Raw genomic sequence first — 21,083 nt, 5'->3', positions numbered from 1 at the left:
GTCACGCATCCCGTCCGAAGAGGCCCGCGGGCCTGATAAGAAGCACGATCGCCATGATGACGAAGATCACGATGTTGGAAGCCTCGGGATAGAAGACCTTGGTCAGGCCCTCGGCGATGCCGAGCACATAACCGGTGATGATCGCGCCCATGATCGATCCCATGCCGCCGACGACGACCACGGCGAAGACGACGATGATCATGTTCGAGCCCATCAGCGGCGAGACCTGGTAGATCGGCGCCGCCAGCACACCGGCAAAGGCGGCGAGACCCGCCCCGAGCGCGTAAGTGAGCGTCAAGAGCACCGGCACGTTGACGCCGAAGACCTGCACCAGCACGGCGTTTTCCGTGGCAGCGCGCAGATAAGCGCCGAGCTTGGTCTTCTCGATCAGCAGCCAGGTGCCGAGGCAGACGACGAGCGACACGACGACCACCCAGCCGCGATAGATCGGCAGGAACATGAAGCCGAGGTTGGCGCCGCCGGCAAGCGCAGCCGGCGTCGCATAGGGCTGGCCGGAAGAGCCGTAGAGATAGCGGAAGGTGCCCTCGACCGCGAGCGCCAGGCCGAAGGTGAAGAGCAGGCCGTAGAGCGGATCGAGATCGTAGAGCCGGCGCAGGAACAGCCGCTCGATGATAGCGCCGGCAAGGCCGACGATCACGGGCGCCAGGATCAGCGTCGGCCAGTAGCCGATGCCGGCATAGGTCAGCAGCAGGTAGGCGACGAAGGCGCCGAGCATATATTGCGCGCCATGGGCGAAGTTGATCACCCGGAGCAGGCCGAAGATGATGGCGAGGCCGAGGCTGAGCAGCGCATAGAACGAACCGTTGATCAGGCCGATCAGCAGCTGGCCGAACAGCGCCTGCAGGGGAATGCCGAAGATCATCGTCATCTGGTCACACTCCCAGAACTTTGTGCAGCGTATCCATGCGCTGCGGCAGTTCACCGACCGGGAATTCCGACACCATCTGCCCATGATCCATCAGATAGAAGCGATCGGCAATACGGCTGGCGAAACGGAAATTCTGCTCGACGAGCAGGATTGTCATGCCGCGCTCCTTCAGTGTCTTCAGCACCTCGCCGATGCGCTGGACGATCACGGGGGCAAGCCCTTCCGTCGGTTCGTCGAGAATGAGCAGCCTGACGCCGGTGCGCAGGATTCGGGCGATCGCCAACATCTGCTGCTCGCCGCCGGAAAGCTTGGTGCCCGGGCTACCGCGGCGCTCGTAGAGATTGGGGAAGAGCTCGTAGATCTCGTCGAGAGTCATCCCACCTCCTGCCACGACCGGCGGCAGCAGCAGGTTTTCCGAAACCGTGAGCGTCGAGAAGATGCCGCGCTCCTCCGGGACGAAGCCGATGCCACGATGCGCCGTCTTGTGCAGCGGCACCTGCATCATGTCGCTGCCGGCAAAGCTGATCTTGCCCTTCCGGGACCGCACGATGCCGGTGATGGTGCGTAGCGTCGTCGTCTTGCCGACGCCATTGCGGCCGAGAATGGTGATCGTCTCGCCTTCACCGACGCGCATATCGACGCCGTGCAGGACATGGCTTTCGCCGTACCAGGCATTGAGCCCCTGGACCTCGAGGAGAGCGGCCATCAATGCTCCTCCGTACCCATATAGGCCACGCGTACGCGCTCGTCCTGGCTGACGGTGGCATAATCGCCCTCGGCGAGGATCTCGCCACGCTGCAGCACCGTGACATGCTGGCAGATATTGGCGACGACGGAGAGATTGTGCTCGACCATCAGCACCGCCCGCTCGCGGGCGACCTCGCGGATGATCGATGAGACGACGCCGACATCCTCCAGCCCCATGCCGGCCATCGGTTCGTCCAGTAGGAGCACCTTCGGATCCAGCGCCAGTGTGGTGGCGATCTCCAGCACGCGCTTGCGGCCATAGGAAAGATCGGCGGCGATATGATCGCGCTCCTTGGAAAGCCCAACGCTGGCCAGCAGTTGCTCGGCGCGCTCGTTCAGCCGGTCGAGCGCCGAGAGCGGCCGCCAGAACTGCGTGGAAAGATTGTTCGGCCGCTGCAGCGCCACACGCACATTGTCGAGAACGCTCAGGTGCGGGAAGACCGCGGAGATCTGGAAAGAGCGCACCAGTCCCATGCGCGCCACCTTGTCGGGCGGCGTCTTCGTGATGTCAACGCCCATCAGGGTGATCGTGCCCGCCGTCGGCTGCAGGAACTTGGTCAGCAGGTTGAAGACTGTCGTCTTGCCGGCGCCGTTCGGGCCGATCAGTGCATGCACGCTTGCGTCATGCACATCGAGATCGACGTTCTTGACGGCGGTGAAGCCGCCGAAATCGCGACGCAGTCCGCGGGCGGACAATACCACCCGCGGCTTTTCCTGAGTTTCAATTGCGGAAACCGCCATCGTGCTTACTTCACCAGATCGCAGCCGCTCTTGGCGGGATCGATATAGGCTTCCTTGCCGGGAATGGTGGCGAGCACATTGAAGTAATCCCACGGCTCCTTGCTTTCGGAAGGCTTCTTGACCTGCAGCAGGTACATGTCATGGATCATGCGGCCATTGGCGCCGACCGTGCCGCCGCGGCCGAAGACGTCATCGACCGGCATTTCATGCAGCTGCTTGGCGACGGCTTCCGTCTCGTCGGTGCCGGCCTTCTCCACCGCCTTCAGATATTGCGTCACTGCCGAATAGGTGCCGGTGTGGATCATGTTCGGCATCTTGCCGGTGCGAGCGAAGAACTTCTTGGCGAAGGCGCGGCTTTCGTCGTCGCGATTCCAGTAAAAACCTTCCGTCAGGGTCAACCCTTGAGCCGCTTCGAGGCCGAGGCCGTGGACTTCGGCGAGCGTGAAGAGCAGCGCAGCCAGATGCTGGCCGCCCTGGGTGATCCCGAATTCGGCCGCCTGCTTGATGGCATTCGAGGTGTCGAGGCCGGCATTGGCAAGGCCGATCACCTTGGCGCCGGATGATTGCGCCTGCAGCAGGAAGGACGAGAAATCCTGGGTCGAGAGCGGATGGCGGACAGCGCCGACGACCTTGCCGCCGCTTGCCTTGACATAATCGCTGGTCTGCTGTTCCAGCGAATAGCCGAAGGCATAGTCAGCGGTGAGGAAGAACCAGCTGTCGCCGCCCTGCTTGACGAGTGCGCCGCCGGTGCCGACGGCCAGTGCATGTGTGTCATAGGCCCAATGGAAGCCGTAGGGCGAGCAGGCCTTGCCGGTGAGATCCGTCGTCGCCGCACCGGTGACGATGTCGATCTTCTTCTTTTCCTTGCCGATCGCCTGCACGGCGAGCGCCACCGACGAGGTCGTCAGTTCCATGATCGCATCCACCTGCTCGGTGTCATACCACTGGCGAGCGATGTTGGAGGCGATATCAGGCTTGTTCTGGTGGTCGGCATCGACGATCTCGACTGGAACACCCAGGACCTTGCCGCCGAAATCCTCGACCGCCATCTTGGCAGCTTCGACGGAGGACTTGCCGCCAAAATCGGCATAGACACCCGACTGGTCGTTCAGGATGCCGATCTTGACCTTGCCGTCGGTCGCGCTCTGCGCGAGCACCGCTGTGCTGCTTGCAAGCAGAAATGCAACTGATGCAATGAGATTCTTTCGCATATGATCTCCTCCCAGAGATTGGCCAGATTGCGGATCTGTTCAAATTTGGCCAGCCGCACTCCTCAGAACGACGGACCCTCACCTTACGATCACGGAAATTCCGCCCTGAGGCAACGGGTGATTTACAACTAATTCCAAACAGTATCTGTTCGTTTTTGAACAGAGGGGATCGCGATGAACAATCCACCGCAGTTTACTTGGGACGATCTGCAGTTTTTTCTAGCCGTCGCCCGCACTGGACAGCTGTCGACGGCAGCGCGCCAGATGCGCTCGAGCCATGCCACCGTCTCGCGCCGCATCGACCGGCTGGAGTTCACCCTCAAGGTCAAGCTGTTCGAGCGCAATCCGCGCGGCTACGTGCTGACTGCCATGGGCACGCGCTTCGTCGAGACCGCCGAAAGGATGGAGCAGGAGACCGAGCGGCTGCGAGCCGACCTCGCCGACGGCTCGATGGCGCAACGCGGCCTCGTGCGGCTCAGCGCGCCGGAGGGTTTTGCCAATTTCTTCTTCGCGACCGTGCTGCCGCAGTTCGCCGCCCAGCATCCGCATCTGGCGCTCGAACTCGTGACGATCCAGCAGATCATGTCGCTGTCGCGCAAGGAGGCCGATCTCTCCGTCGTGCTCGATGAACCGAAGGGCGGCCCGTATTTCGCCGAGAAGCTGACCGACTACCATCTGCAGATCTATGGCTCGCGCGACTATCTGGCAAAGGCGCCTGCCATCACCTGCCGTGAAGACCTGCTTGAGCATCCCTTCGTCAGCTATATCGAGGAAATGATCTTTGCGCCGGGCTTGGACTATCTGGGCGATGTGCACCCGCGCATCAAGCCGCAGTTCCAGAGCTCCAGCATCTTCGCGCAGCTGACCGCCACGAGAAACGGCCTCGGCCTCTGCATCCTGCCCTATTTCTTCGCCAGCCGTTATCCCGAACTCGTGCGCGTGCTGCCCGAGGAGATCGACCTCAAGCGCCATTACTGGATCACCTGTCATCGCGACCTGAAACAGGCGCCGCGCGTGCGCGCCGTCATCGATTTCCTGCGCGAGGCGGTGCGCGGCGAGGATGCTCGTTTCGTGCCGCCCTATGTCACCGCCGCCGGCCCGGCGCGCCGGACAAGGGCGGATGTTTGATTAGAGCATGATGTCGTCCGAAAACCGCTGACAGTTTTCGGCATCATGCTCTGGTTACTTCAGGAATTCGGCGCGGTGCGGGGTGAATGCATCGATCAGCCGGCCCTTTTCCAGCGCCTTGACGCCGTGGATCAGATTGGGGGGCACGATGAAACTGCCGCCCTGCTTGAGCACCTCGGTCCGGCCGTCGATCGTCACTTCGAAACTGCCTTCGGCGACGTAGCTGGCCTGGATGTGCGGATGCGAATGGGCCGCACCCACGGCGCCGCTTTCGAAAGCCACTTCCACCATCATCATCTCGGGCAGATAGGTCATGATGCGCCTGACAACGCCGGGCTCGGGATTGATCCATTCGGCGCCTTCGGCCGATACGAACAGCTCGCTTGACGACATTTCCGCCTCCTCGTTCCAGAATCGATCGCGGGCAAAGTGGATCATCCCGACGCTTTTGAAAAGATGGCGCGGCCGGTCTTTTCGAGACTGCCGCCTTCTGTTGACGCGGTGAGCTGGCGGGTCTATGGCCAACTTGAGTGAGGCAAGCCAGAACCGGGATGAGGAGACGCCGCCATGCAGCATACGCGCGAAGTTTTCGACTGGGCCGATCCGTTTCGGCTGGTGGAGCAACTGACCAGCGAAGAGCGCATGGTGCAGGACACCGCCCATGCCTATGCGCAGGAAAAGCTCGCTCCCCGCGTTCTCGACGCCTTCCGCAATGAAAAAACCGATCCCGAGATCTTCCGCGAAATGGGCGAACTCGGCCTGCTCGGCCCGACGATCTCGCCGGATTATGGCGGCGCCGGCCTCGGTTACGTCGCCTACGGCCTGATCGCCCGCGAGGTCGAACGGGTCGACAGCGGTTACCGCTCGATGATGAGCGTCCAGTCCTCACTCGTGATGGTGCCGATCGACACCTTCGGCTCCGAGGCGCAGAAGCTGAAATACTTGCCGAAACTTGCCACCGGCGAATGGATCGGCTGCTTCGGCCTGACCGAACCCGATCACGGCTCCGACCCCGGCTCGATGGCGACACGCGCCAAAAAGGTCGACGGCGGCTACAGCCTGACCGGCTCGAAGACCTGGATCTCCAACGCGCCGATCGCCGATGTCTTCGTCGTCTGGGCAAAGACCGAGGATGGCCTCATCCGCGGCTTCATCCTCGAAAAGGGCTGGAAAGGGCTTTCGGCGCCTGCCATCCACGGCAAGGTGGGACTGCGCGCCTCGATCACCGGCGAAGTGGTGATGGACGGGGTCTTCGTGCCTGAGGAAAACCTTCTGCCTGGTGTCACCGGCCTCAAGGGACCGTTTACCTGCCTCAACTCGGCCCGTTTCGGCATCGCCTGGGGCGCGCTCGGTGCTGCCGAGGATTGTTATGCGAGAGCCCGGCAATACACGCTCGAGCGCAAGCAGTTCAGCCGGCCGCTCGCCGCCAACCAGTTGATCCAGAAGAAGCTCGCCGACATGACGGCGGAGATCTCGCTCGGTCTTCAGGGCTGCCTGCGGCTCGGCCGCATGAAGGAGGAAGGCCATCCGCCGGTGGAGCTGACCTCGATCCTCAAGCGCAACAGCTGCGGCAAAGCGCTGGAGATTGCGCGGGCGGCCCGCGACATGCTCGGCGGTAACGGCATCTCCGACGAATTCGGCATCGCCCGTCATCTCGTCAACCTCGAAGTGGTCAACACCTATGAGGGCACACACGACATCCACGCGTTGATCATCGGCCGGGCGATTACCGGCATTGCCGCCTTTGCAAACTAGATTCTGTCCAAGGCGGTCATGCGTGATCCACACCGTCCATAGGCTTGCAAAGACGCTTCTTACGCTTCACGATTAGCTCACACTTCTAGACCGTGTCAGCAAACCGTGTTTCAAATGATATACAATCGCGCGATGGAATTTCACTGGGACGATGAACAGAAGACTGGCATCCTCTTGTGGAAAGGCCGAACGTTCATAATTGAAGGCTACATCGATCCTTTCAATGCCCGGAAGCGCGCAGAGCAGATGGCAGAGCAGCGAGGATGGAAAAGGCCACGCGACAAGATCTACAATAGGACCTCCAACTAATCCGGGTATCTCGTCAAGGAAGCTCCGCTCATAACGTTTTTTCTGCGGGCGCAGGGTTGCGGGTCGGGGCATCGGAGAAACGTGCTTCCATCGGCGACAAGCCGTGCGGATTGGGTTCTGTCAAGCAGCCGTAGAGTTCCGGGCGACGGCCACGAATCCAGCGTTGGCCCGTACATTTGTCGAGCAATGCCAGATCGAGTTCTGTGCTGACGATTGCGTCGGCAGCCTGCCAGGTCTCCACCAGAATCCGGCCATAGGGGTCGAGAATCATCGCGTTGCCGGTGCGCACTTCATCCTCGTCCTGACCGACGCCGTTGCTGAATACCAGAAACATGCCATTGTCATGCGCGCGAGACGGCAGCCAACGCAGAAACCATTCGCGACCATTGGGACCTCTGATTTCGGCTTCAATAGCCTCAGGATCTTCATGGCGGCGGATCCATTTTTCGACAGGTATCCGCTTCATTCCATGTGGACTGACGGACGCCCCTCCTCCCGCCTGATGGGGGGCGATCAGGATTTCCGCGCCCAACAAGGCGGTTGCCCGCGCGTTTTCGATCAGGTTGTTGTCCCAGCAGATCAAAATGCCTGCGCGGATTCCCCAAGGCGTATCGAAGACCGTAAAACTATCGCCGCTGGAGATGAGGCGATGTTCCCACGCATGCAGCTTGCGATGGCAATGAACCTGTCCGTCCGGCATGCACACGGCGTAGGAGTTATAGAGGGCGCCGTTTTCCGCGAGCTCCAGAAATCCGGCGCCGATGGCAATGCTATGCTCCCGCGCCAGCCGGGCAACATACGAGACGGATGGGCCTGACAAGGGCTCGGCAAGAGCGTGCAGCGCTGCACCGTCCAGCTTCGGGACGTGCCAGTAGCCGCAGAGGCACATCTCAGGGAAGGCCACAAGTTGGCTGCCGGCCTGGACGGCTTGCAGTGTGAGGGATTCGATGCGCCCAAGATTATAGGCTTTGTCGTTTGCCCGATGCTGAAACTGTACGGAGGAAACCTTGAACGCCATGACTATTGCTCCTGATGCCTTGAACAATTTGACATGCGAGCATTATTTCGTAAAATGACATTTTTGATGAAAATAAGTCGGATTTTGAATGGAAATCAGGTTGCTGCGCTCCTTTGTCGAGCTGACCGACACTGGCCATTACGGCAAGGCCGCGTCAAAGTTGTTCGTCACCCAGTCGACCCTGTCCAAGCAAATTCAGGCGTTGGAGGCGATGGTCGGCGGACCGCTATTTGAACGTGGCCGACATGGAGCAAGGCTGACGCCGCTGGGGAATCTGCTGCAGCAGGAAGCACGCGTGCTCTTGCGGCTGAGCGATGAAATCGACGTCAAGATGCATCGTGCAAATGCCGGCCTGACCGGTCAGCTCGACATCGGATTTGGCATCTCGGCGCTCATCACCGCGCCCCAAATAGTCGCGACCTTCCGGGTGACGACTCCCGATAGCCAGATTACGCTTAACGACCTGCCATCAAGAGAGCAGCACCAACGACTGCTTGGCGGCCGGCTCGATGTCGGCTTTTGCCGGGCGCCTGAGGAGACCGATGAGCTATCCTTCATGCCAGTCATCGAGGAGCGGCTGGCGCTGGTACTTCCCTCCGGCATGGAGATTCCGCCCATGAACCGATTGTCGACATTGAACCGTCTGGGCTTTGTCGCCCTTTCGTCATCGCGCGGGCCGGGACTGGATGCGCAGATCAGCCAATGGTGCACATCGGCCCGCTTCAAGCCGCGCATCGTCCAGCACGCTGACGACATCTTGACCGTTCATGCCGTTGTTGCTGCCGGGTTGGGGGCCGCATTCCTGCCGTGGCACGGCGTTGAGGCGCTCGGCGATCGCACGCACCAAAAGCCCTTATCGGGTTCGGCGTCAAAGTGGGCCGTTGGAATTTGCTGGCGGAGCGCCGACAGCAATCCCCTTCTGCTGCGGTTCATCGACTACGTTTCGAAGCATCGACGCGCACCCACGTCCTCAAGGCCGCTGGCGCACCACGACGAATTGCCACGCGCCTGACAATGTGCAACCTTCCCTGACGACGGCAAGAGCCGGCAAAAAGGGGATCATGCATGTTTCTGCTTCTTGCATTGCTGATTGGTGTCATATCAGGGCTTCGCGCCATGACCGCGCCGGCCGCCGTCGCCTGGGGCGCAGCGCTCGGCTGGTTCGATGTCTCGCAGACGCCGCTTGCCTTCATGGGTTACCAGTGGACGCCGTGGATCTTCACGCTTCTCGCCGTCGTCGAACTGATCACCGACCAGCTGCCGTCCACGCCGTCGCGCAAGGTGCCGGTGCAATTCGGCGCCCGCATCGTCATGGGCGCGCTGGCCGGCACCACGATCGGTGCCGCCAGCGGCCTGCTCTTCGGCGGGCTGATTGCCGGGGTGATCGGCGCCGTCATCGGCACATATGGTGGCGCCGCCGTCCGCGGCAGGCTTGCCGCCTCCTTCGGTAAGGATCTGCCGGCCGCTCTCATCGAAGATGCCGTCGCCGTCATCGGCGCGCTGCTGATCGTGGTCGTGTCATGAAGAGCTTCGACGCCATCGTCATCGGGGGCGGCCAGGCCGGCCCCTTCCTCGCCGCCCGCATGGTCGAAAAGGGCATGAAGGTGGCGCTGATCGAGCGCAAATTCCTCGGCGGCACCTGCGTCAATGCCGGCTGCATGCCGACGAAGACGCTTGTCGCCAGCGCCCGCGCCGCCTATGTCGCGAGAAACAGCGCCGTTTACGGCGTCAATATTCCGGGCGAGATCGCCATCGACATGAAGGTGGTCAGGGCCCGTGCCGAAACCGTGACCATGAATGCCCGCAACGGCCTGATCGGCTGGTTCGCCGGGATGGACGGCATGACCGTGATCTACGGCCATGCCCGTTTCGAGGACCCGAAGACCGTCAGCGTCAACGGCGAGACGCTGACCGCACCGCGCATCTTCCTCAACGTCGGCGCGCGCCCCGTCATCCCCGACCTGCCCGGCATCAACGATATCGACTATCTCACCAGCACCTCGATCATCCATCTCGACACGCTGCCACGGCATCTGGCCGTGATCGGCGGCAGTTATATCGGGCTGGAATTCGCGCAGATGTATCGCCGCTTCGGCACCGAAGTCAGCGTCATCGAGCATGGCCCGAAGCTCGCGTCGCGCGAGGACGAGGATATATCCGACGCGATCGCCGATGTCCTGCGCTCGGAGGGCATCGACATTCATACCGGTGTCAGCGACATCGCCTTCGCCAGGAGCAGCGACGGAATAACGGTCGCCACCGATTCAGCGAGGATCGATGCGAGCCATGTGCTGATCGCCACCGGCCGCAAGCCGAACACAGACGATCTCGGCCTCGATGCCGCCGGCGTCATCAGCGACAAGCACGGCTACATCACCGTCGACGACAGGCTTGCCACCAATGTCGACGGCATCTGGGCGCTCGGCGATTGCAACGGCCACGGCGCCTTCACCCACACCTCCTACAATGATTTCGAGATCGCCGCCGCCAATCTTCTCGACGGCGCCGATCGCAAGCTCTCGAGCCGCATCCTGGCCTATGCGCTTTATATCGACCCGCCGCTCGGCCGTGTCGGCATGACGGAAAAGCAGGCGCGCGCCTCGGGACGCAAGATCATGATCTCGACCCGGCCGATGAGCCGCGTCGGCCGCGCCAACGAGCGCGGCGAGACCAAGGGCTTCATGAAGGTGATCGCCGACGCCGAGACCAAAAAAATTCTCGGCGCGGCGATCCTGGGCATCGAAGGTGACGAGGTGATCCACGGCATCATAGACGCGATGAATGCAGGAACGACCTATCCCGCATTGCAATGGTCGGTGCCGATCCATCCGACGGTGTCGGAGCTGATCCCGACGGTGCTTGGGGATTTGAAGCCGGTTTAGCTATCGAAACCCCGGGCCGAGGACAGCTGAGTGTCTATCGAACTGCTGATCGAGCACTACGGACTATTGGCGATATTTCTGGGTGCAGCCTTCGAGGGCGAAACAGCCGCCTTCCTCGGCGGCGTCATTTCCCACCGCGGGCTGCTGACCTATTGGTCGGCGTCGCTAGCGGCAACGGCAGGATCCTTCGCCGGCGATCAGTTCTGGTTCTTCGCCGGCCGTTATGCGGCTCGATGGGGTCTCGTCCGCCGGCTGATGGAAAGACCGGCGCTGGCGCGCGCAACCCGACTTCTGGAAAGATATCCGACCGGCTTCATCCTTGCGTTTCGTTTTCTGGTGGGGTTGCGGACAATCAGCCCGATCGTCATCGGGACAACACGCATAGCGACCGGTAAATTCATCATCCTGAATGCTGTGGCCGCGCTGGTGTGGGGGCAGCTTTTCACGGCGCTCGGTTACGTGTTCGGGCACGGCATCCAACAGACATTGGGCCACCTTCCGCTTCATCGCCATCTGCTGATCGCAGCCGGAGCCGCGGCGGTCGTGGCGGCCGCGGCTCTTGCCTTTCGCAGGATGAAACTGAGCGCCAGGCACTCGTAGCGGTATGGCGCCCTATTCCATCACGATCTGCAGCTTCACGTCGCTCGGCCGCGCCTCGACGGCGCGATCAAACGCCTTGATCGAATCTTCGAATGTGAAGGTCTCAGAAATCAGTGGCTTCAGATCGACGCGACCCGAGCCGAGCAGCGCGATCGACCGCTCATACTGGTGCGCGTAGCGGAACACCGTTTCGATGCGGATTTCCTTGGTGGATGCCGTCGAGACGTCGAAACCGATCGGGTTGACCGGCAGGCCGACGACGACAATGACGCCACCCGGGCGCGGCAGCGCCATAATCGTCTCCCAGGCCTTCGGCGAACCGGAGCATTCGAAGACGACATCGGCGCCCCAGCCGTCGGTCAGCCGGCCGACCTCTTCGACCAGGTTCTTCTCGCGAATATTGACCGGAATGACACCCTGGTACTGCGCGGCGATATCGAGCTTCGGCTGGGCGAGATCGGCGACGATCGCGCGGGCGCAGCCGCCGGCAAGGGCCGCGATCGCCACCATCGTGCCGATCGGCCCGGCGCCGAGGACGACGGCAGTGTCGCCCGGCGTAATCTTCGCCTTGGCGGCCGCCTGCATGCCGACGGCGAAGGGCTCGACCATCGCGCCTTCGGCAAAGCTGACATTGTCGGGTAGCTTGAAGGTGTAATTGGCGGGATGCACGACCTCTGGCGTCAGCACGCCGTGGATCGGCGGGGTCGCCCAGAAGGTCACGGCCGGGTCGATATTGTACAGGCCAAGCCGGCTTGCCTTGGAATTCGGATTGGGGATGCCGGGCTCCATGCAGACGCGGTCGCCGACTTTCAGATGCGTGACGCCAGCGCCGACCTCGACCACCGTGCCCGCCGCCTCATGGCCGAGCACCATCGGCGCGTTGACGACGAAGGGGCCGATCTTGCCATGGGTGTAATAATGCACGTCCGAACCGCAGACGCCGACGGTGTGGATCCTGATCTTCACCTCGCCGGGGCGAGTTTCAAGCGGCAGATCGATATCGCGAAGCGCAAGCTCATGCTGGCGCTCGAGGACAAGCGCGCGGACTTTGGTCATCGTCGGTTTCCTTCCCTTATGGCTTGCCCATGACTCCATCGGGCAGCGTCGAAGGCGACTATAAGGCCCGAAGCCCTCCCAATTCAACCAGATTGCGAAGGCTTTTGCTCAACAAATGAAAAAATGCTCACTCGGACTTGCCGAGGCTCCGTACCGGCTGCGGCCCGTCGGGAAACTGCGCCAGCCTGGTCCGATGGCGAGCGGCCTCGGAAGGGCATTTATAAGATTTTTATATAGATGGCCTGTCGTCCGTCTCGAACCTTTATGCGCTTCGGCTCCATATTGATGCCGAGAGATCGAAAAGATTATCTCCACGCCAGAAAGCATGAAAGGCGGCCTCCCAGCGCCCTTTGTCTTGTCTGACTCCAAGAAGAACAACAGGAGTCACGATCATGATGGATATCATTCTACTCGGCACCGCGATCATATTCTTCGCGCTGTGCTTTGCCTACACCCGAGCCTGCGACAGGCTTTGACAGGAGAAGCGACGATGACCCTCGATTATGTCTTGAGCGGTGCCGTAACCGTGTTTCTCACCGTTTACCTCACCTACGCTCTCCTTCGCCCAGAACGCTTTTAAAGAGAACTGGCGCTTCTGAGGTCGCGCATGCGCGCCCAGAAGCAGCCGGGTATTGAAAGTTTACCTCCATGACCCTCAACGGATGGCTTCAGATCCTGCTTTACTGCGGGATCGTCCTCGTGCTCGTCAAACCGCTCGGCGGCTATATGACGCGTGTCTTCAGCGGCGAGCGCACTTTCCTGTCACCGGTCCTCGTTCCGATCGAACGGGGACTTTACCGCATTGCCGGCACCAGCGAACGCGAGGAACAGCATTGGACCTCCTATGCCTTCGCCATGCTAATGTTCAACCTGCTCGGCGTCATCGTGCTTTACGCGCTGCAGCGCCTGCAGGCCGGTCTTCCCTATAATCCGGCCGGCATGGCAGCCATCCCGCCGGAGCTTTCCTTCAACACGGCCGTCAGCTTCGTCAGCAACACCAACTGGCAGAACTACGGCGGCGAAAGCACGATGTCGTATCTGACGCAGATGGCCGGCTTCACCGTCCAGAACTTCGTCTCGGCGGCGACCGGCATTGCCATCGCGCTCGCCTTCATCCGCGCCTTCTCGCGCGCCTCGGGCAAGGCGATCGGCAATTTCTGGGTCGATATGACGAGGGCCACTTTCTATGTGCTCTTGCCGATCTGCATCGTCCTGACGCTGGTCTTTGTCTATCTCGGCGTGCCGCAGACGCTCGGCTACTACGTCAATGCGACGACGCTCGAAGGCGCACAGCAGACGATCGCCGTCGGCCCCGTCGCCTCGCAGCTGGCCATCAAGATGCTTGGCACCAACGGCGGCGGCTTCTTCAACGCCAACTCCGCCCATCCGTTCGAAAACCCCGATGCGATCTCCAACCTCATCCAGATGGTGTCGATCTTCGCGATCGGCGCGGCACTGACCAACGTCTTCGGCCGCATGGTCGGCAATCAGCGCCAGGGCTGGGCGATCCTCGCCACGATGGGCGTCCTGTTCGTCGCCGGCGTCATCGTCACCTATTGGGCGGAAGCCGCCGGCAATCCGCTGATGCATGCCTTCGGTCTTGGCGGCGGCAACATGGAAGGCAAGGAAGTCCGCTTCGGCGTCGCCCTATCCTCGCTCTTTGCGGTCATCACCACGGCGGCCTCCTGCGGCGCGGTCAATGCCATGCATGGCAGCTTCACGGCACTCGGTGGCCTCGTTCCGCTGATCAACATGCAGCTCGGCGAAGTCATTGTCGGCGGTGTCGGCGCTGGCTTTTACGGCATCCTGCTCTTCATCATCGTCGCCGTCTTCGTCGCCGGCCTGATGGTCGGCCGCACGCCGGAATATCTCGGCAAGAAGATCGAGGCGAAGGAAATGAAGATGGCCGTTCTCGCCATTCTCTGCCTGCCGCTCGCCATGCTGGTCTTCACCGCAATTGCAAGCGTCCTTCCGAGTGCGGTTGCATCGGTCGGGACCGCCGGCCCGCACGGCTTCTCCGAAATCCTCTATGCCTATACATCAGCGGCAGCGAACAACGGCTCGGCTTTCGGCGGCCTGACGGGCAATACGCCCTGGTACAACATAACCCTTGGCCTCGGTATGCTGATGGGCCGCTTCCTGGTCATCATCCCGGCGCTTGCAATCGCCGGCTCGCTGATCGCCAAGAAGTCGGTTCCGGCCTCGGCGGGCACCTTCCCGACGGATGGTCCGCTCTTCGTCGGCCTGCTCGTCGGCACGATCCTGATCGTCGGCGGCCTGACCTTCTTCCCGGCGTTGGCCCTTGGCCCCGTCGTCGAGCACCTGGTCATGATCGCCGGCCAGACCTTTTGAGGTGATGCCATGATCCTCCGACACAGGCTTCGCAACGCCTACCACTCACGTCCTGGTGCGCCGGGACGTGGGAATGGCCCGAGACCCCAAGCCTCCGACATCATTCTGGTGATGATGGCAGGCCTCCTCGTCATCGCCGCCATATTCAAAATCTTACAGGGCTGACCGGCTTCCGGTTCGCCATCCTCGTTTCAAAGCTGGAGTCTCTTATGAGCCAGGCAAAATCCGCGAGCATCATGGATTCTCGCATCCTCATTCCGGCCGTGGGTGCCGCTTTCAAGAAGCTCAACCCCCGGGCACTCGCCAGAAACCCGGTCATGTTCGTCGTGGCCACGGTCTCGGTGCTGACCACCATCCTCTTCCTGCGCGATCTCGTGGCGGGCAACGGCAACCTCGGCTTCTCGTTCCAGATCAATCTTTGGCTCTGGTTCACCGTGCTGTTTGCCAATTTCGCCGAGGCCGTTGCCGAAGGTCGCGGCAAGGCGCAGGCGGATTCGCTGCGCAAGGCGCGCACCGAAACCCAGGCGAAGCTGCTCACCGCCAATAATGGCAGCGGCTACCGCATGGTGCCGGGCACCAGCCTCAAGGTCGGCGACCTCGTGCTCGTCGAGGCCGGCGACATCATCCCGTCGGACGGTGAAGTCATCGAAGGTGTGGCCTCCGTCAACGAAGCGGCGATCACAGGCGAATCCGCGCCGGTCATCCGCGAATCCGGCGGCGACCGCTCGGCGGTAACAGGCGGCACGCAGGTGCTGTCCGACTGGATCCGCGTCCGCATCACCGCCGCTGCCGGCTCAACCTTCCTCGACCGGATGATCGCGCTCGTCGAAGGTGCCGAACGCCAGAAGACTCCGAACGAGATCGCGCTCAACATCCTGCTTGCCGGTATGACGCTGATCTTCGTGCTCGCCACCGCGACGATCCCGAGCTTTGCCATCTATGCCGGCGGCTCGATCCCGATCATCGTGCTCGTCGCCCTTTTCGTTACGCTGATCCCGACGACGATCGGTGCGCTGCTGTCGGCGATCGGCATCGCCGGCATGGACCGCCTCGTCCGCTTCAACGTGCTCGCCATGTCCGGCCGTGCGGTCGAAGCCGCCGGCGACGTCGATACGCTACTGCTCGACAAGACCGGCACGATCACCCTCGGCAATCGACAGGCGACAACCTTCCGCCCGGTTCGCGGCGTTTCCGAACAGGATCTCGCCGACGCCGCCCAGCTCGCCTCGCTTGCCGACGAAACCCCGGAAGGCCGCTCCATCGTCGTGCTCGCCAAGGAAAAATATGCGATCCGCGGCCGCGACATGGCGAGCCTGAAGGCGACCTTCGTGCCCTTCACGGCCCAGACCCGCATGAGCGGCGTCGATCTCGAAGGCGCTTCGATCCGCAAAGGCGCAGTCGATGCCGTGCTGGCCTATGTCAACGGGGACGCATCCTCGAAGAACGGCAGCGAGGTCGTGCGCGAACTGCAGTCGATATCAGACGAGGTCGCCAAGGCTGGCGGCACGCCGCTCGCCGTTGCCCGCGACGGCAAGCTGCTTGGCGTCATCCAGCTGAAGGACATCGTCAAGGGCGGCATCCGCGAACGCTTCACCGAGCTGCGCCGCATGGGCATCCGCACCGTGATGATCACTGGCGACAACCCGCTGACGGCAGCCGCCATCGCCGCCGAAGCCGGCGTCGACGACTTCCTCGCCCAGGCAACGCCGGAGATGAAGCTGGCGCTGATGCGCGAGGAACAGTCGAAGGGCAAGCTCGTCGCCATGTGCGGCGACGGCACCAACGATGCGCCGGCGCTCGCCCAGGCCGATGTCGGCGTCGCCATGAACACCGGCACGGTCGCCGCCCGCGAGGCCGGCAACATGGTCGACCTCGACAGCGACCCGACGAAGCTCATCGAGATCGTCGAAATCGGCAAACAGCTGTTGATGACGCGCGGCGCGCTGACGACCTTCTCGATCGCCAATGACATCGCCAAGTACTTCGCCATCATCCCGGCGATGTTCCTGACCTTTTACCCGCAGCTCGGCGTCCTGAACATCATGGGGCTTTCGACGCCGCAAAGCGCCATCCTTTCGGCGATCATCTTCAACGCGCTGATCATCATCGCACTGATCCCGCTGTCGCTGAAAGGTGTCCGCTACCGTCCGATCGGCGCCGGCGCGCTGCTGTCGCGCAACCTGCTGATCTACGGCGCCGGCGGCATCATCGTTCCCTTCATCGGCATCAAGGCGATCGACATGGCTGTCGCAGCCCTCGGCCTCGCCTAACGGATCCCGTCTGAACACTCGAAGGAGTAAGACAATGTTGAAAGAACTTCGTCCGGCGGTCGTCATGATCGTCGCCACCACCGCCATCACCGGCCTGCTTTATCCGCTCGCCATGACGGGTGCTGCCCAGGCCCTGTTCCCGGCTCAGGCGAACGGCAGCCTGATCGAGAAGAACGGCCAGGTGATCGGCTCGACGCTGATCGGCCAGGCCTTCACCAGCGACAAGTATTTCCACGGCCGTCCCTCGGCCGCCGGCGACGGCTACAATGCGGCCGCCTCCAGCGGCTCGAACCTCGGCCCGACCAGCCAGAAGCTGATCGACCGCGTCAAGGGCGACTACGACGCGGCCAAGGCGGCAAACCCGAATGCGGAGGTGCCCGCCGACCTGGTCACCGCTTCGGGCAGCGGCCTCGATCCCCATATCTCGCCGGAGGCCGCTTACTTCCAGGTGCAGCGCGTCGCCAAAGCGCGTGCTATCGACGAGGCCAAGGTCAAGGCGTTGGTCGACGGTGCCGTTCAAGGCCGCGAACTCGGCATTCTCGGCGAACCTACAGTCAATGTTCTGGCGTTGAACCAGAGCCTTGATGCTTCTATGACTCAGTGACCCTGGCAGGCTGGGCGCCCCTTTCCTTCCCTCATCCCTGCGCTCGTCACAGGGGCGAGGGATAGGGTGATGTAGCCCGCCCTCGCCAGCCATCTGCAGAAAGACCATACGCATGCCAGACGACAATCGCGACCAGGCCGGCAGGCCCTCGCCCGATGCGCTTCTCGAAAAAGCCCGGGCGGAGACACGCGGCCGTCTGAAGATCTTTCTGGGTGCCGCGCCCGGCGTCGGCAAGACCTACGAGATGCTCGTCTCCGGCCGTGCCAAGATCGCCGACAGTCTCGATGTCGTCATCGGCGTCGTCGAGACCCACGGCCGCAAGGAGACCGAGGCGCTCCTTGCCGGCTTCGAGATCATCCCCCGCGTCGAAATCAGCTACAAGGGCCGGCCGCTCGAGGAAATGGATCTCGACGGCATCCTCGCCCGCCGGCCTGATCTGGTGCTGGTCGACGAACTCGCCCATACCAATGCCGAGGGCAGCCGTCATCCGAAGCGCTATCTCGACGTCAAGGAATTGCTCGATCGCGGCATCGATGTCTATACGACGCTGAACATCCAGCATGTCGAGAGCCTGAACGACGTCGTCTCGCAGATCACCCGCATCCGTGTGCGCGAGACAGTGCCGGACTCGATCATCGACCTCGCTGACGACATCGAGATCATCGACCTGACGCCGGATGATCTGATCAAGCGCCTGCATGACGGCAAGGTCTACATGCCGCGGACGGCCGAGCGGGCGCTGACCAACTACTTCACCCCGGGCAACCTGACGGCGCTGCGAGAGCTTGCGCTGCGTAAGACCGCACAGCGCGTCGACGACCAGTTGCTCACGCATATGCAGGCCCATGCCATATCCGGCCCCTGGGCGGCGGGCGAACGCGTTCTCGTCTCGGTTGACCACCATCCGCGCTCCGCCTCGCTGGTGCGTTATGCTGCCCGTATGGCCTCGCGGCTGCGCGCGCCCTGGGCTGCCGTCTATATCGAGACCAACCGATCGATCAATCTGAACGAAGCCGAGCGCGATACCGTCGCCGCCACGCTGCGACTTGCCGAGCAGCTCGGCGGCGAAGCGATCACCCTTCCCGGCCGCGAAGTCGCCGAAGAACTTGTCCGCCACGCCACCGCCAACAACGTCACCCATATCGTCATCGGCGCCCCGAAGAAGCCGACATGGCGCGACTGGTGGAGCCGCTCGATCACCGACGAGCTGATCCGCAAGACCGGCGAGATCAGCGTCCATGTGATTTCAGGCAGTGAGAAGGACGGCACCACCGCGCGCGGCGTCAGAGCGGCGGCCACCGCGCCGCAACTGGATTTCAGGGCCTACCTGCTGGCAACCTTTTATGTTGCCATCGCGCTCGGCGTCAGCGTCGTGCTCGACCAGGTGCTCGACGTACGCAACCTCGCCCTCGTCTTCCTGATGGCCGTGCTGACCTCAGCCGTCCTCCACGGCCTGCGGCCGGCCCTTTACAGCTGCATCCTCAGCGCGCTGTCCTTCAATTTCTTCTTCCTGCCGCCGCGCTACACGCTGACGATCAGCGATCCGGAAAGCGTGCTTGCGCTCTTCTTCTTCCTGGGCGTCGCCATCATCGCCAGCAACCTGACCGCGACCGTACAGCGCCAGGCCGCCGCTGCCCGCCAGCGGGCGCGGACGACGGAAGATCTCTATCTCTTCTCGAAAAAGCTCGCCGGCACCGGCACGCTCGACGACGTGCTCTGGGCGACCGCCTTCCAGCTCGCCTCGATGCTGAAGGTCCGCGTCGTGCTGCTGCTGCCGGAAGACGGTACCATCGCCGTCAAGGCCGGTTATCCGCCCGACGACACGCTCGACTACGCCGATATCGCCGCCGCCCGCTGGGCCTGGGAGCACAATCACGCCGCCGGCCGCGGCGCCGACACACTGCCCGGCGCCAAGCGCCTCTATGTGCCGCTGAGAACCGGGCGCACCGCCGTTGGTGTCATCGGCCTCGACAGTGACCGCCGCGACGGACCGTTGCTGACGCCCGAACAGCAGCGGCTGCTCGATGCGCTGGCCGACCAGGCGGCCCTTGCCATCGAACGCGTCCAGCTCGTCGCTGATGTCGACCGGGCAAGACTTGGGGCCGAAGCAGACCGGCTGCGCTCGGCCCTACTGACTTCGATCTCGCACGACCTGAAGACACCGCTTGCCGCCATCCTCGGCGCCGCCGGCACGCTGCGCGACTATTTCGCCTCGATGCCGGAGGAGGACCGCAGCGACCTGCTGTCGACCGTCGTCGACGAATCCGAACGCCTCAACCGCTTCATCGCCAACCTGCTCGACATGACCAAGATCGAATCCGGTGCGATGGAGCCGAACTATGCGCTGCATTATGCCGGCGATATCGTCGGCAGCGCGCTGCGCCGTGCCGCCAAGATCCTCGACGGCCACAAGACCGAGATGAACATTCCCGCCGACCTGCCGATGGTGCGCGTCGATCCTGTCCTGTTCGAGCAGGTGATCTTCAACCTGCTCGACAATGCCGCGAAATACGCGCCCGAGGGATCGGTGATCCATATCGAGGGCTGGGCCGATGCCGACAACGTCGTCGTGCAGATTTCGGACGAAGGCCCAGGCATTCCGCCGGCCGATCTTAACCGCGTCTTCGATACCTTCTACCGCGTGCGCAAGGGCGATCAGGTGCGCGCCGGCACCGGGCTTGGCCTTTCCATCTGCCGCGGCTTCATCGAGGCGATGGGTGGCACGATCACCGCCGGCAACCGGACGGGCCGTCCGGGCGCCGTCTTCACCATCCGCCTGCCGAAACCCAACGACATTCCGAAACTGGATGAACTCCGATGACCGGTTCAGCCGTTAAAATCCTCGTCGTCGACGACGAGCCTCCGATCCGCAAGCTGCTCCGCGTCGGCCTGACCGCGCAGGGCTACGAGGTGCGTGAGGCGCCAAACGCCAGCGCCGCCCGGCAGTCGGTCGCCGATGACATGCCCGATCTCATCGTGCTCGACCTCGGCCTCCCCGACACCCCCGGCCATGACCTTCTACAGGCGTGGCGCGACGAAGGGCTTTCCATGCCGGTGGTCATTCTGTCCAGCCGCACCGACGAGGCCGGTATCGTCAAGGCGCTGGAAAGCGGCGCCGACGATTACGTCACCAAGCCCTTCGGCATCAACGAGCTCGGCGCCCGCATCCGCGTGGCGCTGCGCCACCGCCTGCAGCAGCAGGGCGAAAAGGCGATCTTCCAGACCGGCGGGCTGTCGATCGATCTCGTCAAGCGCATCGTCAAGGTCGACGGCCAGGAAATAAAACTGTCGCCGAAGGAATATGACATCCTGCGCGTGCTCGCCCAGCATGCCGGCAAGGTGCTGACACACCAGTTTCTTCTAAAGCAGGTATGGGGGCCGGCGGCGGATGTGCAGTATCTGCGCGTCTACGTCCGGCAACTGCGGCAAAAGGTCGAACAGATTCCGGACCAGCCGCACTATATCACCACGGAGACCGGCGTCGGCTACCGGCTCAGGGAACCGGATTGACCTCCCTTCCC

Annotated in this window: 19 protein-coding genes; 12 read left to right on the top strand and 7 right to left on the bottom strand. The window is 62.6% G+C overall.

The features are described from left to right. Window position 1: 1 nt before the first annotated feature. From AB8B31_RS30495 to AB8B31_RS30480, 4 genes are read right to left on the bottom strand one after another with little or no spacing between them, the layout of a single operon-like run. The gene (locus AB8B31_RS30495; RefSeq protein WP_018246523.1) at window positions 2–889 is read right to left on the bottom strand and encodes a branched-chain amino acid ABC transporter permease; all 888 of its coding nucleotides are present in this window, start codon (window positions 887–889) and stop codon (window positions 2–4) included. A 4-nt stretch (window positions 890–893) separates the two neighbouring features. Then, window positions 894–1,595 (bottom strand): ABC transporter ATP-binding protein, encoded by a 702-nt coding sequence (locus AB8B31_RS30490; protein WP_020493450.1) that lies wholly within the window; start codon window positions 1,593–1,595, stop codon window positions 894–896. Further along, the gene (locus AB8B31_RS30485; RefSeq protein ID WP_018246521.1) at window positions 1,595–2,377 is read right to left on the bottom strand and encodes an ABC transporter ATP-binding protein; all 783 of its coding nucleotides are present in this window, start codon (window positions 2,375–2,377) and stop codon (window positions 1,595–1,597) included. Before AB8B31_RS30485 ends, AB8B31_RS30490 begins: the two co-directional genes overlap by 1 nt. Before the next feature lie 5 nt (window positions 2,378–2,382). Further along, a complete protein-coding gene (locus tag AB8B31_RS30480; RefSeq protein ID WP_018246520.1) occupies window positions 2,383–3,588 on the bottom strand; it encodes an ABC transporter substrate-binding protein in 1,206 nt (401 codons plus the stop codon). Window positions 3,589–3,762: 174 nt separating this feature from the next. Between AB8B31_RS30480 and AB8B31_RS30475 the strand changes: the two genes are divergently transcribed. Beyond that, window positions 3,763–4,716 (top strand): LysR family transcriptional regulator, encoded by a 954-nt coding sequence (locus tag AB8B31_RS30475; RefSeq protein ID WP_018246519.1) that lies wholly within the window; start codon window positions 3,763–3,765, stop codon window positions 4,714–4,716. 54 nt (window positions 4,717–4,770) lie between these two features. On the opposite strand, the gene AB8B31_RS30470 is transcribed toward AB8B31_RS30475, so the two are convergent. Further along, entirely contained in the window at window positions 4,771–5,109 is a 339-nt protein-coding gene (locus AB8B31_RS30470; RefSeq protein ID WP_026188775.1) for a cupin domain-containing protein, read from the bottom strand. A gap of 174 nt (window positions 5,110–5,283) precedes the next feature. On the opposite strand from AB8B31_RS30470, the gene AB8B31_RS30465 reads away from it, so the two are divergent. After that, window positions 5,284–6,471 carry an acyl-CoA dehydrogenase gene (locus AB8B31_RS30465; protein WP_439007646.1) on the top strand — a complete coding sequence of 396 codons (1,188 nt, stop codon included), beginning with the start codon at window positions 5,284–5,286 and terminating at the stop codon, window positions 6,469–6,471. Between the two features lie 337 nt (window positions 6,472–6,808). Here AB8B31_RS30465 and AB8B31_RS30460 read toward each other — a convergent pair whose 3' ends face one another. Then, the gene (locus AB8B31_RS30460; RefSeq protein ID WP_028732628.1) at window positions 6,809–7,798 is read right to left on the bottom strand and encodes a nitrilase family protein; all 990 of its coding nucleotides are present in this window, start codon (window positions 7,796–7,798) and stop codon (window positions 6,809–6,811) included. A gap of 88 nt (window positions 7,799–7,886) precedes the next feature. On the opposite strand from AB8B31_RS30460, the gene AB8B31_RS30455 reads away from it, so the two are divergent. The 4 genes from AB8B31_RS30455 to AB8B31_RS30440 are packed head-to-tail and all read left to right on the top strand — an operon-like array spanning window position 7,887 to window position 11,280. Beyond that, window positions 7,887–8,810 carry a LysR substrate-binding domain-containing protein gene (locus AB8B31_RS30455; protein ID WP_018246514.1) on the top strand — a complete coding sequence of 308 codons (924 nt, stop codon included), beginning with the start codon at window positions 7,887–7,889 and terminating at the stop codon, window positions 8,808–8,810. Window positions 8,811–8,863: 53 nt separating this feature from the next. Beyond that, window positions 8,864–9,322, top strand: coding sequence for a membrane protein (locus AB8B31_RS30450; protein ID WP_018448533.1), 459 nt, complete (start codon window positions 8,864–8,866; stop codon window positions 9,320–9,322). Further along, window positions 9,319–10,680, top strand: coding sequence for an FAD-containing oxidoreductase (locus tag AB8B31_RS30445; RefSeq protein WP_439007644.1), 1,362 nt, complete (start codon window positions 9,319–9,321; stop codon window positions 10,678–10,680). Before AB8B31_RS30450 ends, AB8B31_RS30445 begins: the two co-directional genes overlap by 4 nt. Before the next feature lie 30 nt (window positions 10,681–10,710). Then, the gene (locus AB8B31_RS30440) at window positions 10,711–11,280 is read left to right on the top strand and encodes a DedA family protein (RefSeq protein WP_439007643.1); all 570 of its coding nucleotides are present in this window, start codon (window positions 10,711–10,713) and stop codon (window positions 11,278–11,280) included. A gap of 12 nt (window positions 11,281–11,292) precedes the next feature. On the opposite strand, the gene AB8B31_RS30435 is transcribed toward AB8B31_RS30440, so the two are convergent. Then, entirely contained in the window at window positions 11,293–12,336 is a 1,044-nt protein-coding gene (locus AB8B31_RS30435) for an NAD(P)-dependent alcohol dehydrogenase (RefSeq protein WP_018448530.1), read from the bottom strand. Window positions 12,337–12,826: 490 nt separating this feature from the next. Between AB8B31_RS30435 and AB8B31_RS30430 the strand changes: the two genes are divergently transcribed. From AB8B31_RS30430 to AB8B31_RS30405, 6 genes are all read left to right on the top strand, one after another. Continuing rightward, complete coding sequence (locus AB8B31_RS30430; protein WP_003547774.1) at window positions 12,827–12,916, top strand: K(+)-transporting ATPase subunit F; 90 nt, start codon at window positions 12,827–12,829, stop codon at window positions 12,914–12,916. Between the two features lie 68 nt (window positions 12,917–12,984). Further along, entirely contained in the window at window positions 12,985–14,688 is a 1,704-nt protein-coding gene (gene kdpA, locus AB8B31_RS30425) for a potassium-transporting ATPase subunit KdpA (protein WP_018448529.1), read from the top strand. A 209-nt stretch (window positions 14,689–14,897) separates the two neighbouring features. Further along, window positions 14,898–16,958, top strand: coding sequence for a potassium-transporting ATPase subunit KdpB (kdpB, locus tag AB8B31_RS30420; protein ID WP_018448527.1), 2,061 nt, complete (start codon window positions 14,898–14,900; stop codon window positions 16,956–16,958). Window positions 16,959–16,992: 34 nt separating this feature from the next. After that, window positions 16,993–17,562: a potassium-transporting ATPase subunit KdpC gene (gene kdpC / locus AB8B31_RS30415; protein WP_018246506.1), complete on the top strand. Its 570-nt coding sequence runs from the start codon at window positions 16,993–16,995 to the stop codon at window positions 17,560–17,562. A 112-nt stretch (window positions 17,563–17,674) separates the two neighbouring features. Then, on the top strand, window positions 17,675–20,383 hold the full coding sequence (locus AB8B31_RS30410; protein ID WP_018448526.1) for a sensor histidine kinase: 2,709 nt from the start codon (window positions 17,675–17,677) through the stop codon (window positions 20,381–20,383). Next, a complete protein-coding gene (locus tag AB8B31_RS30405; protein WP_018246504.1) occupies window positions 20,380–21,072 on the top strand; it encodes a response regulator transcription factor in 693 nt (230 codons plus the stop codon). The genes AB8B31_RS30410 and AB8B31_RS30405 overlap by 4 nt, the downstream gene beginning before the upstream one ends. Window positions 21,073–21,083 lie beyond the last annotated feature (11 nt).

The organism is Rhizobium sp. 62_C5_N11_2, assembly GCF_051811185.1.
Lineage (GTDB): Bacteria > Pseudomonadota > Alphaproteobacteria > Rhizobiales > Rhizobiaceae > Rhizobium > Rhizobium leguminosarum.
This window is presented reverse-complemented; position numbering and strand designations above follow the sequence as displayed.